The following is a 12360-nucleotide window of genomic DNA, read 5'->3' as shown; positions in this document are numbered from 1 at the left end:
CCGGTGCATTCGACCACTCTGCCATCTCTCCATAGGGTGTTTGAGATGCGGTGCTCGCAGTGAAAAGTAATCACTTGAAAGCGTCACTACATTGCGGAGAGAGAGGGATTCGAACCCCCGGTACCTCTCAGTACGCCGGTTTTCAAGACCGGTGCATTCGACCACTCTGCCATCTCTCCAATAAAGGAAATGCGATAGATGTAGTCTTGCAATCGCAGTGAATTACTGTTTCACTTTGCTTTATTAGCGGGTGCAAAGTTACGTTTTTTAGTTTATACCTCCAAATTTTCGGCTTACTTTTTTCGTCGAACAGCGAAAAATCATTGATTTCAGCTCCTTTGAACGTTACTAAAGCTATAACATCACCTCTTAAAAGCACAAAAACAAGCTTGCTTGTTTTGCAGTGTCTTCTATTTGCAGTAACTTTAAATAAGTTACGCTGCACCTCAACAATAAAAATATGCAAGCATATTTTGTATTGTCTTCGGTTTGCAGTAACTTTGCACTTATGATTTATCCAAGCAACTTTGAAAACAAGATACAGTTCAGCGAGATACGCTCGCTGTTGAAGGGCTACTGTCTGAGTCAGTTGGGCAAGGACAAGGTGGACGCTATGGGCTTCACGGACAACGCGGAGCGTATCAACACGGCGTTGAAACAGACGCGCGAGTTCCGCCGTATGCAGGAGGAGACGGACGATTTTCCACTGCAGTTCTTCTTCGACATGCGCGAGTCGATAAAGCGCATACGCATCGAAGGCACGCATCTTGAAGAGAACGAGATATTTGACCTGCGCCGCTCGCTCGAGACGGTGACTGGCATCGTGCGCTTCCTCAACCGCAGCGACGACGACGGCAACTTCGACTACCCTACTCTGCACGACCTTACGGAGGGCGTGCTCACCTTCCCCGACCTTATACGCCGCATCGACCAAATTCTCGACAAGTACGGCAAGATTAAGGACACGGCATCGCCTCGTCTCGCCGAGATTCGCACGCAGCTGCGCAAGGCGGAGGGCAGTGTATCGCGTACATTATATAGCATATTGCACGCCGCGCAGAGCGAGGGTCTCGTAGACAAGGACGTTACACCGACTCTGCGCGACGGTCGCCTCGTTGTGCCTATCGCTCCTGCCATGAAGCGACGCATTAAGGGCATCGTACACGACGAGTCGTCGACGGGAAAGACGGTGTTCGTGGAACCGACGGAAGTAGTTGAAGCGAACAACCGCATACGCGAGCTGGAGGCAGACGAACGACGCGAGATAATAGTGATACTCACGGAGTTCACGAAGCTGGTGCGTCCGCACGTGGACGACATCGTGAACGCCTATCGTATGCTTGCCGAGGTCGACTTCATTCGTGCGCGTGCCGAGTTCGCACAGCTCACGGGCGGCATCGAGCCGGAAGTGAGCGCAAAACCTGTTGTCGACTGGATTACGGCGAAGCATCCGCTCTTGTGGCTCGCGCTGAAGAAGCAGGAGAAACCTATCGTGCCGCTCGACATCATGCTGACACGCGACCGCCACATCCTGATCATCTCGGGTCCGAACGCTGGTGGCAAGTCGGTCTGTCTGAAGACGGTAGGTCTGCTACAGTATATGCTGCAGTGCGGTCTGTCTATCCCCGTGAGCGAGCGTTCGAAGGTAGGCATCTTCAGCGACATAATGATTGACATAGGTGACGAGCAGAGCATTGAGAACGACCTCTCTACCTACTCGTCGCACTTGCTGAACATGAAGAACATGATGCGCCAGTCGGGTGAGCACACACTGCTACTCATCGACGAGTTCGGCACGGGCACCGAGCCGCAGATTGGCGGCGCAATGGCTGAGGCGGTGCTCAACCAGTTTGTAAAGAAGCACGCGTGGGGCGTGATAACCACCCACTACCAGAACCTGAAGCACTACGCCGACTCGCACGACGGCATTGCCAACGGTGCCATGCTCTACGACCGCCACGAGATGCGGCCGCTCTTCCAGCTCGCCATAGGTCAGCCCGGCTCATCGTTCGCCATTGAGATTGCGCGCAAGACGGGTATTCCGGACGAGGTGATACGCGAGGCGAGCGACATCGTGGGCTCCGACTACATACAGAGCGACAAATACTTGCAGGACATCGTGCGCGACAAGCGTTACTGGGAGAACAAGCGACAGAACGTACATCAGCGCGAGAAGGACCTGGAGAAGACTATCGCGAAATACGAAGATGAAATCCGCGAGCTCGACCGAAAGCGCAAAGAGATTCTGCGTCAAGCCAAGGAACAGGCGCAGGAACTGCTGAAGGAGAGCAACCGCAACATCGAGAACACTATCCGCGAGATACGCGAGTGTCAGGCGGAGAAGGAGGAGACGAAGCGCCTGCGCGAGGAGCTGAAGGCGTTCAAGGAGGACGTGAACGAGATAGACACCAAGACGGCTGACGACCTCATCGAGAAGAAGATGCGCCAGATCATGGAGCGCAAGGAGCGACGCGAAAAACGCAAGAAGGAGAAGAAGGAGAACGCTGCGAACCCAGCCACCTCAACATCTCAACTCCTCACCACTTCAACATCTCAACACCTCAACACCTCAACACCTCAACACCCCTTTAAGGCTGGCGACACGGTGCGTATGCGCGGACTGACGACGGTTGGTCGTGTGGAGTCGGTAGAGGGCAAAGAGGCAACCGTAGTGTTCGGCGACGTGCGCACAAAGGTGAAGACATCGCGCCTGGAGCACACCACGAAGACACCGGAGTCGACGCTACCGCCAACGTTCGGCATCAGCCGCGAGACGCGTCAGACCATCGACTCGCACAAACTCAACTTCCATCAGGATCTCGACGTGCGCGGAATGCGTGGCGACGAAGCACTAAACGCTGTGCAGCACTTTATCGACGACGCTATACTCGTGGGCATGTCGCGCGTGCGCATCCTCCACGGCAAGGGCAACGGCATACTCAGACAGCTCATACGCCAGTATCTGCAGTCGGTGCCAAACGTGACGCAATGCAAGGATGAGCACGTGCAGTTCGGCGGAGCCGGCATCACGGTCGTTGACTTCTAACTCGTAAACGTAGCGGAAGGCTACGCTACGAGACACAACAATAAAAAAGGCTGACTCTTAAGCTGCAAAACCACAGCAAGAGTCAGCCTTTTCTTATGCTTTAATCTTTATTCGTCTAAAGAATACCTGCCTCTCGGCAGTGGATTTATGAATGTTTTGCCATCGGACACCGAACGCAACCCGATTAGATTCCGAACGCAACCCAATCATATTCCGAACGCGAACCGATCAGATTCCGAACGCGAACCGACCAGATTCCGAACGCGAACCAATCAGATTCCGAACGCGAACCGATGCCTATTGCATTGCAATTAACTCGTTAAAGAGCTTCTTCTGGCTTAGCTTCCTCAACCTTATCCTCGCTGAGCACCAACTCGCGATAGATAACTGCATCGACCGAAAGCATTATGCAAACGCTTACAAGGAGATAAACAAGCGAAATGAGTGCTAACAAGCCTGATGCGTCACTAAGTATCTGGAAGAGAATATAATAGGCTAAGAACAGCACAAAGCCTACAACAAACTTCAGGAAGAACGCCTTCAGCTTATAGCCCATCATCAAACGGTTGCTCTCAGAAAGACACAAAGCCCAATTCATACCCTTACCTACAAGAAGATAAACAGCAAGCATCCAACTGAGCGAGAGTACTATTGCCGGAACAATCATGAACAGGATGGATATGTATACGGCAGAGATGATGACAGCCTGAAGGATGAAATACTCACCCATACAATGACGATATTTCGACTCGAAGATGAACATCGGACTAATCATCTCGCCCTTGCTAAGCTTCACCGGCAACGTAGCCAAAGCTATCGTGGTGCCCACATTAACGTAAGGAATCCATACGGTGACGAGCCAAAGCAACACTGACAATACTATTGGCACAAGATTTTTCATGCCTATAGCAAACGCATCCTTCAAAGAAGGCACAAACTGAAGTTTTTCTTCCATAGTTTTATATTTTTTAGATTAATTATGTGGTTTATGAATATGTAGGACTACATTCATTATTGTTAGCAATTCAGACTACTACTTAGCAATCTTCATAGTCTTCACAGCACCGTCGGCAGTCTTCACTCTTACGATGTATGTACCCTTGCCAAGTGTAGAGAGGTTGTTGCCAACCGCTACACCGCTGAGTGTGTGTACAGAAACCTTAGCGTCAGCCGGAACCATTACGCCGTTGATAGCGTCTACTACGACCTTCACGGTGAGAGAAGTTGTGGCAGCCTCCGACTCCTTATCCTTGTAGACAACAACCACCTTGTAGTTGTGTTCGCCAGCAAATGTCTCGTCGGTGTAAGCCTGTACGTGCTTACCCTCGCTGCCCGGAGCCTGGTCCTCGAATACCTTAACCACTTCCTCGCCCTCGTAAACCTTCACGGTGAGCAATGCGTCAGCCGGCAGATCCTTGCCGTCGACATCCTTAGCAGGATTGGTCCATGTAAGTGCTACGCTCTTTTCGGCAGTCAGTTCGGCTGCTGCGAGGTTGGCTACCGGTTCTGTAGCTACAGGCTCTTCCACAACGGCTTTCTTCTCAGCAAGGCTGAAGTCGAAGATGTAGCCGTAAGCATTTGCACCTGTTTTGTCGCTGATATGGAAAGCAACATAGTAGTTGCCAGCCTTTTCTACGCTGAACTCGAATGTGCTCGGGTCGCGGTCGTACACAGTGCTAAGTTCAATAGTGCCGAGAGTCTTGTCGAACGAACCCTGCACCTTCCTGTTTGTACCGAGCTTCATCGTGAACGATGTTGTGCCCGATTCAACACAACTGCGGTTGTTGGCTGTGTGAGCCTTCGCTACGTATGTCTTTCCAGCTTCGAGAGCGAATGCCGGAGACACCCAATAGTCGTTGGCGTCAGTGTTAAAGTCGCTGCTGAAACCTACGCAAGGATGCTGGTCGCCCACCGGGTTCCAGTCGGCGCCGTACTCCTGATATCCCCATGAATTCCAGCTCCATGTAGAAGCGGTGCTGGCACTGCGGTCCATTGCGGTCCAACCTGATACGCTTTCTTCTTTCTCGAACGAAACCTCGTAAGGAAGTGCTACCGGAGCCTCGGGCTTGCCTTCTGCCATCTCCTCAATCTTCACCGAGTAGATGCTGACGGCATCGTTAGTGCCATTAGCACCCCAGTTGAGTGCGCGGAATGCGAAGAAGTATACATCGTCCTTGTTGGCATCGAGAGTCCACTCGTTCTTCACCTTGCCACCCTCGCCTTCGGTTTCGCCTTCGGTTTTAGGGAGCTTAGAGCCAATCCATTCGATAGTCTTCTGGTTGTCTGCCGACTTGCTGCCTACAAAGTAGTCGAGGATTAGGTTCAGCTCGTTGTTCGGACCCGAAGCAGCGTCAACCGTAATCTTGTACGACTTGCCTTCCTTCAGCTCGAACTTCGGCGAAACGAGCCAGTCGCACGTTGCAGATGTAGCATCAGTGCCCATGTGAGCAGCCGGTTTGCCGGCAAAGTCGGATGCGGTGTAAGCCCATGTTACGCCCGGAGTATCGCTATTGTCCATCGTTGTCCATGTGGCGAACTTCTCAGCCGAGTCGAATGTCATATCGTAAGGCAGTGTACCGTCCTGGTCTACAGCTGGTGGGTCGGGCTGGTCGGGATCTGTACCCGGATCAGGAGTTTCGCCGCCTGTCTTCTCTGCGATATCGAAACTGAAAGCATAAACATATTCGTTAGAAGAAGAAGCGAACTTGCCTACTCCATGAAATGCAAAGTAGTAAGCACCATCTTCAGTCACATTAACATCGTATGAGTTATCGTACTGCACGTTTGTTTCGGCCATCTGAATATCGCTAACCGTGGTAAAAGCAGACGCATCGGTTGCCGATTTGCCGTATTCCAAAGAGAGCTGGGCTTTCGTAAAATACATTCTACCTGTATTTACCTTTACGGTATATGTCTTGTCTTTCTTAAGGTCGAAAGCCGGAGAAACATAATAGGCATTTGCTCCACTTACACTCGTCTTCATGCAATAGCTTGGTATAGCCGACCACGAACCTGGAGGGCAAAAACCATCACTACCCCAATCGGCGTTGAAGAACCATGGTGTACCAGAATTTCCGCTGGCATCAATATTAGTCCAAACACTGTTGGCAGAATCGAAGGTGATAGAGTAAGGCAGTTCTACTGTGCTCTGGGCAGAAGCATTCGTTGCGCCAAACAACGCAAGAAGAAGCCCCATTGTGTTTAGTAACGTCTTTCTCATAACTACAAATTTTAAAAGTTAATATATTTATGTCTACATACTTTCGTCACTAACTAAAGATGTATTAACTATACTAAACGTATGTTATACGATTGCAAATGTAATAAATATTTTAATACAAAGAAATATTTGACACGATTTTTTGTAGCTATTTTGTCATTTTATTGCAGAACAGAGACTCACACCGTGAATTTGTCATTAGCATAGCAGTGGTGTACGAACACAAAAAGGAGGTGCTGTTCTTGTTCCGTCGAGCACCAAAGCTGAGCGGAAAGAACAGCACCTCCCATTAAACTATGTATTCGTCTGTACTATTACTTTTTCTTTGCCTCTGCCTTCACCTCCTTTGCAGGAGCAGCCGGCTTGTAAGCCTTGTTCAATCCAGCGATAACCTCGTTGGTGATGTCGTAAGCCTTGTCGGCATAGAGGAGGTTGTCGCCTGCCTTGCTCAGAATCAAGCCAAACTTCTTATCCTTGTTGTAAACAGCAAGGAAGTGCTGGATAGAGTCGCGCAGGGCGTTGTTGTAGTTCTCTGTCTCCACCTGGAACTCACCACTCAAGCGCTGGTTAAGAGCCTGAAGGTCGCTATTCTGCTTCTGCAGCGACATCTGTATCTGCTCAGCCTGCTCGCGTGTGTAGGCGTTCTGCTGAATCTTCTGCTGGAAGTTCATGTAAGCCTGCTCGAGAGCACGCTGCTTCTGCGCGAGTGTGTTCTGGATGTTCTGACCCTTCTTCTGCAGAATGAGCGAGTAGTCCTTGCAGAACTTGTACTGCGACATGATGCTGTCTACCTCTACATACGCAATCTTAACGTCTGAAGGCACAGCCTGCTTGCCCTCTACCTTCTTCTCGTCAACCTGACACTTCGACTTGTCGCAAGAAGTCATTGCGAAAGCGGCAACAGTTGCGAGTGCAAGTGCGCCGAAAATGTTTTTCTTGTTCATCTTTATTCTGTTTTTAATTTTATCGTTTTATACGCCTGTCGTATGTACATTATATATTACAAGCTGATTTAATAGGCACCATTGCGTTCGCGAGCCTCGCGATCCTGATCCATAACGCAGTGAATGCCCTGCTTGCGCAAGCCCGGGTTGTCGTGCACGTGCTGCGAAGAGAACTTGCCGTTGCGCTTCAGCAGAACCTTTATCGACAACAATGCGAAGGCTACTGCCACTACAGCGAGGCTGATAAGCATTAGTTTTATCATATTTGTATCTGTTTTGACTAAAATAGATGTCTACCTACATTTAAAATAAGTGAAGATATTTTGTGGTGTCTTCCTTTTACACTATCTTTGCAAAAGATAGCCCCACCATTACATATCGCTACAAAGGTACGGCAATTCGGTGGCATGGCAAAATAATTTATCGAAAATTCAGATTATTATAACATCATCATAAAAAAATTAAGGAAAATGAGCAATTGCGAATTAAAACCTGCTCGCGTGTTCGAGCAGTTTGCTAAAATCAACGAGATTCCGCGCCCTTCAAAGCACGAGGAGCGCATGATAGAGTATCTTCAGGAGTTCGGCAAGAGCCACGGCTTCGAGACCGAGACCGACGAGACGGGCAACGTAGTAATCCGCAAGCCGGCCACAAAGGGTCACGAGAACGCGCCTACACTCATCCTGCAGAGTCATATGGACATGGTTTGCGACAAACTCGTAGACGTAGACTTTAACTTCTTCACCGACCCCATCCAGACTTACGTTGAGGGTGAATGGCTCAACGCTAAGGGCACAACACTCGGTGCTGACGACGGCATCGGTTGCGCTATCGAACTGGCTATACTCGACAGCGACGACATCGAGCACGGACCGCTGGAGTGCGTATTCACACGCGACGAGGAGACAAGTCTCACTGGTGCCATGGGTATGAAGGCAGGCTTTATGAAGGGCGATATGCTCATCAACCTCGACTCTGAGGACGAAGGACAGATTTTTATCTCTTGCGCTGGCGGCAAGACAACATCGGCTCGCTTCACATTCGAGCGTGAGGCTGCTCCCGAGGGTATGTTCTTCCTCACAGCTTCTGTAAAGGGACTGAAGGGCGGACACTCTGGCGACGACATCAACAAGAAGCGCGCCAACGCCATCAAGATTCTCGCTCGTTTCCTCTACAAGGAGCAGGAGAAGATAGATCTTCGCCTCGCTCAGTTCAACTCGGGCAAACTGCACAACGCGATCCCACGCGACGGTAGCATCGTGTTCGCAGTTCCGGCAAGCGAGAAGGAGACAGTACGTGCAGACTGGAACGTGTTCACAGCTAACATCGAAGAGGAGTTCCACGTAACCGAGCCGGTTATGGAGTTCAACCTCGGTAGCACCGACGCTGAGAGCGTACTGCCGAAGGACGCAAGCCGCCGCTTCATCCTCTGCATGCAGGCTGTTGACAACGGCGTGTTCGCTATGTGCCAGGACGAAGCACTCGCATACATGGTTGAGACATCCAACAACGTAGCAAGCGTGCAGACTGCTGAGAACGAAATAAACATAGTTGCTTCACAGCGTTCTAACGTCATGAGCAACCTCGAGAACGAAACTAACACCGTGAAGGCAGCCTTCGAATTGGCTGGCGCTGAAGTGAAGATGAGCGACGGCTACCCAGCTTGGAAGATGAACCCGGACAGCAAGCTCACGAAGGTGGCTGTCGAGTCGTACAAGAAGCTCTTCGGCAAGGAACCTATCGTAAAGGGTATCCACGCCGGTTTGGAGTGCGGTCTGTTCTCTGAGCGCTACCCGAACCTCGACATGGTTTCGTTCGGTCCTACTCTGCGCGACGTGCATACTCCTGACGAGCGTCTGCACATCCCGACCGTTCAGATGGTTTGGGATCATCTGCTCGACATCATGAAGCATCTCTAATATTAGGGGGTATGGCATCCCTGCCATACCCACGCAGCCTACAAACATAAAAAACCGGTATAGCACTCATGCCATACCGGTTTTTCTTTTATAGCTCTACATCTGTCAGGCACATGTCGAGCTGTTCTTTTATAGCCTTTTTGTCAAGTTTCTGACCGATAAACACGAGTTTCTGCATACGGTCGCCGTACTTCTCGTCCCAGTCTCTGCGCAGTCCTTCTTCGCGTTCGAGCATCTGCTGCAGTTCGTCCTTCGGCATTGTGGCGTACCACTGTCCGGCGTTTTTCAGCTCCATCTGCTTGCCTGCCTGCTCAAAGAGATAGCACATGTCGGGCTCTTCCTTGAACCAGCACAATCCCTTGCAGCGAATCACATTCTTCGGGAACAGACGTGCCACGAAATTGTCGAAGAAGTTCATGTCGAACGGCTTTCTGCGATAGTAGACAAACGTTCCGATACCGTACTCCTCCACTTCGCCGCCTTCATGGTCGTGGTGATGGTGGTGATGTCCGCAACCGCTATGGCAGTCGTGGTCGTGATGATGCTCGTGCTCTTCATCATCGTGATTGTGATGATGATGTTCATGCTCTTCATCTTCATGGTCGTGATGATGATGGTGCTCATGCTCCTCCTCCTCCTCATCGCCGTGATGGTTCTCAAGCTCGTTGATCCATGCAGCCGATGTAGCCACCTCGTTGAAGTTGAAGCGACCGGTGTTGAGCAGACGCTCCAAATCTACGTCGCCGTAGTTGCACGGAATGATTTCTGCCTTAGGCTGAATGGCGCGGATTATCTCGGTGAGCTTGCGCAAATCCTCAGCACTCACCTCCGCAGCCTTGTTGAGAAGTATCGTGTTGCAGAACTCTATCTGCTGTATTACGAGGTTTTCGAGGTCTTCGTCTTCGAGTCCGTCGCATTTCAGAGCGTCGCCGTTGCTGAATTCGTCTCTCATGCGCAGCGCGTCCACTACAGTCACGATGCTGTCAAGACGCGGAATGCCGTTGGTGATGTACTGCGGACCGAGTGTCGCCATCGAACTGATTGTCTGTGCGATTGGTGCTGGTTCGCAGATGCCACTCGCTTCGATGACGATATAGTCGAAGCGTTTCATATTCACAATGTCGCGCAACTGGTCGATGAGATCCATCTTCAGCGTGCAGCAGATACAGCCGTTCTGCAGAGCCACCAAACTGTCGTCCTGCTTGTTCACTACTCCACCCTGCTGAATAAGGTCGGCATCGATGTTCACCTCGCCGATATCGTTCACGATAACGGCAAACTTAATTCCTTTCTCGTTGGAAAGAATGCGATTTAATAATGTTGTCTTACCGCTGCCCAGATAACCTGTGAGCAGCAAAACCGGAATCTGTGTCATAGTATATGTTATTATTCCTTCATTAATTCAGAGTATGTACGATCCATCTCGTTGGTCATAACCGTGAAGTTATGCTGCGTCTGACAAACCTTCAAAAAGAGCGAAGCAAGGTCGGATGCTTCCGCGTCAGCAAAATCCACAGCCTCATCGAGCAGCAGGATGTTCATCGCGTCGAGCATCAAACGGAAGAGCGTAGCCCCACGTAGGGGGTGCACTTGTCCCAAGTGCACCGATTTATCAAAACGTGCACTCTCCCCCGTCTGACGCAGACCGCGAACGTATGCGAACATCACGACACGCACGGTCAGTTCGATGGCACGGTCGGAGTCTACCGAAGCTTCCGTCTCCTCCTTCGCCTTGCGCACATAACCCTCAAGATGGTCGGCATTTGAGAGATATTTGCCTGCAAGCAGCATCGAGAAGTTGCGTTTGTACTCCTCAACCATAGCGTTGTAGTACGCCTCGTCGCCACACGCAGTGCGCACAAGTGCCATCATGTCGTCGCCACGCTGCTGCGCTTCGCGAGCCAGTGCTGCAATGTCCTCGTACTTGTAGTTCATGGCTGCCAACGGGAAGAACATGGTGTCGAAGAAAGCGGGCGCGATGTGCTCATAATGCTCCAACATCAGCTTCTTAACCGACTGCGGTGTCGTCTTCTCATTCCGGTCTTCCACCTGACTCTCTATCACGCCATGCGAGAAGGCATCGAAGAACGAGCGCACCAAAGCCGCCTGAACCTTATACTTATCTATTTTCTCTGTCATCAAAGTTCGGTTTGAATGTTAATTGACCTGTACGATATAATATTATGTATATAGAATGGTTTTGCTTATTAGCGCATTACTTTTTGTAAGCGTCAAGAATCTCCACCACATACACGTCGTGCAAGCCGCCCTTCTCGCCGTACCACTGCTCTATCGACTTGTCGAGCATCTCCTCCGGACGAATCTGCGTCTTGTACAGCTTGCGACATGTGAGTGTGAGGCGTGCTTCGTCGAATGTTACGCAGCCGTTCTCGGTTGCAACGGGTGTGAGATGGGCCTCCTTCGCCTTATCGAAGTCTCTGCCCGACTTAGCACCGCAGAACGCATACGCCTTGCGTGCCTCCTCCGAGTTGCCGAGGAAAACAAGGTTCATCGTGTCGTTAGCCTCAATGAGCTCGTGGGTGTAACGCTCCGGACGGATGTACACAATAGCCACTGGGCGGTTCCATAACCAGCCAAGACAGCCCCAAGAGGCTGTCATCATATTGAACTTCTCTTCGTTGCCTGCAGCAACGAGCATCCACTCCTTACCAATAGTAGTGAACACATTATCGTTGAGTGTCGTAACGTCTATCTTTTCCATAATTATTTCTTTTTTAAACGCAGCAGAAGTGACAAGCTCCACCGCATCATGTTTTACCATCACATTGCATCCGAGGCGCAACCGTGTAACACCTCAAATATGCAAATACAAAAAACGAGACAAAACTTAAAGTCTTGTCTCGTCATCATTTTGAGCCTCTTGTCGGATTCGAACCAACGACCCCGAGATTACAAATCACGTGCTCTGGCCAACTGAGCTAAAGAGGCGGGTGGGCAAGCTACTTACATCGCGCCGCTACAACCAACTACCTTTGCTACGTTCCCGTCCTGGAGGGTTCGAAGGGAGCTGGCCGTGCAAGACTTACCCGTATTGCTCTGTAAGCGGTTGCAAAGGTACGTATTAGTTTTGAAACCACCAAACAATCACGCAACTTTTTAACTACAAACTTACATTTTTCTGCTTTTAAACCCTAAGATCTATATAAAACAGAATTTTCTCGCCATACTTATGCAGCATTATAGGAGGAAGGTGTGTCAAAACTCCCTTAT

9 protein-coding genes, 2 tRNA genes and 1 other RNA gene are annotated in these 12360 nt (G+C 50.4%); 2 read left to right on the top strand and 10 right to left on the bottom strand.

Going from position 1 to position 12360, the window contains the following annotated elements; translation table 11 throughout:
* Nucleotides 1-94: 94 nt before the first annotated feature.
* Nucleotides 95-179 (bottom strand) — tRNA-Ser (locus HMPREF0673_RS04740).
* A gap of 329 nt (nucleotides 180-508) precedes the next feature.
* On the opposite strand from HMPREF0673_RS04740, the gene HMPREF0673_RS04735 reads away from it, so the two are divergent.
* The gene (locus tag HMPREF0673_RS04735; protein WP_007898783.1) at nucleotides 509-3046 is read left to right on the top strand and encodes an endonuclease MutS2; all 2538 of its coding nucleotides are present in this window, start codon (nucleotides 509-511) and stop codon (nucleotides 3044-3046) included.
* Between the two features lie 319 nt (nucleotides 3047-3365).
* Here the strand turns inward: HMPREF0673_RS04735 and HMPREF0673_RS04730 are convergent, their stop codons facing one another.
* From HMPREF0673_RS04730 to HMPREF0673_RS04715, 4 genes are all read right to left on the bottom strand, one after another.
* Entirely contained in the window at nucleotides 3366-4001 is a 636-nt protein-coding gene (locus tag HMPREF0673_RS04730) for a hypothetical protein (RefSeq protein ID WP_007898782.1), read from the bottom strand.
* Nucleotides 4002-4079: 78 nt separating this feature from the next.
* Entirely contained in the window at nucleotides 4080-6266 is a 2187-nt protein-coding gene (locus HMPREF0673_RS04725) for a T9SS type A sorting domain-containing protein (RefSeq protein ID WP_007898781.1), read from the bottom strand.
* A 314-nt stretch (nucleotides 6267-6580) separates the two neighbouring features.
* Nucleotides 6581-7210 (bottom strand): OmpH/Skp family outer membrane protein, encoded by a 630-nt coding sequence (locus HMPREF0673_RS04720; protein ID WP_007898779.1) that lies wholly within the window; start codon nucleotides 7208-7210, stop codon nucleotides 6581-6583.
* Between the two features lie 68 nt (nucleotides 7211-7278).
* Entirely contained in the window at nucleotides 7279-7473 is a 195-nt protein-coding gene (locus HMPREF0673_RS04715) for a hypothetical protein (RefSeq protein ID WP_007898778.1), read from the bottom strand.
* Nucleotides 7474-7680: 207 nt separating this feature from the next.
* On the opposite strand from HMPREF0673_RS04715, the gene HMPREF0673_RS04710 reads away from it, so the two are divergent.
* Nucleotides 7681-9129 carry an aminoacyl-histidine dipeptidase gene (locus tag HMPREF0673_RS04710; protein WP_007898777.1) on the top strand — a complete coding sequence of 483 codons (1449 nt, stop codon included), beginning with the start codon at nucleotides 7681-7683 and terminating at the stop codon, nucleotides 9127-9129.
* Nucleotides 9130-9217: 88 nt separating this feature from the next.
* Here HMPREF0673_RS04710 and HMPREF0673_RS04705 read toward each other — a convergent pair whose 3' ends face one another.
* From HMPREF0673_RS04705 to ffs, 5 genes are all read right to left on the bottom strand, one after another.
* Nucleotides 9218-10504 (bottom strand): GTP-binding protein, encoded by a 1287-nt coding sequence (locus tag HMPREF0673_RS04705; RefSeq protein ID WP_007898776.1) that lies wholly within the window; start codon nucleotides 10502-10504, stop codon nucleotides 9218-9220.
* Nucleotides 10505-10515: 11 nt separating this feature from the next.
* Entirely contained in the window at nucleotides 10516-11268 is a 753-nt protein-coding gene (locus HMPREF0673_RS04700) for a hypothetical protein (RefSeq protein WP_007898774.1), read from the bottom strand.
* Between the two features lie 76 nt (nucleotides 11269-11344).
* Nucleotides 11345-11851, bottom strand: a complete 507-nt coding sequence (locus tag HMPREF0673_RS04695) for a flavin reductase family protein (protein ID WP_040596426.1) — start codon at nucleotides 11849-11851, stop codon at nucleotides 11345-11347.
* Between the two features lie 153 nt (nucleotides 11852-12004).
* Nucleotides 12005-12078 (bottom strand) — tRNA-Thr (locus tag HMPREF0673_RS04690).
* A 1-nt stretch (nucleotide 12079) separates the two neighbouring features.
* Nucleotides 12080-12178: signal recognition particle sRNA small type (gene ffs / locus HMPREF0673_RS13760), an RNA gene on the bottom strand.
* Nucleotides 12179-12360: the final 182 nt, after the last annotated feature.

Origin of the sequence: Leyella stercorea DSM 18206, assembly GCF_000235885.1 — a bacterium.
Classification (GTDB): Bacteria; Bacteroidota; Bacteroidia; order Bacteroidales; family Bacteroidaceae; genus Prevotella; species Prevotella stercorea.
Note: the sequence above shows the minus strand (reverse complement) of the source record. Positions and strands in the feature narration are given on the sequence as shown.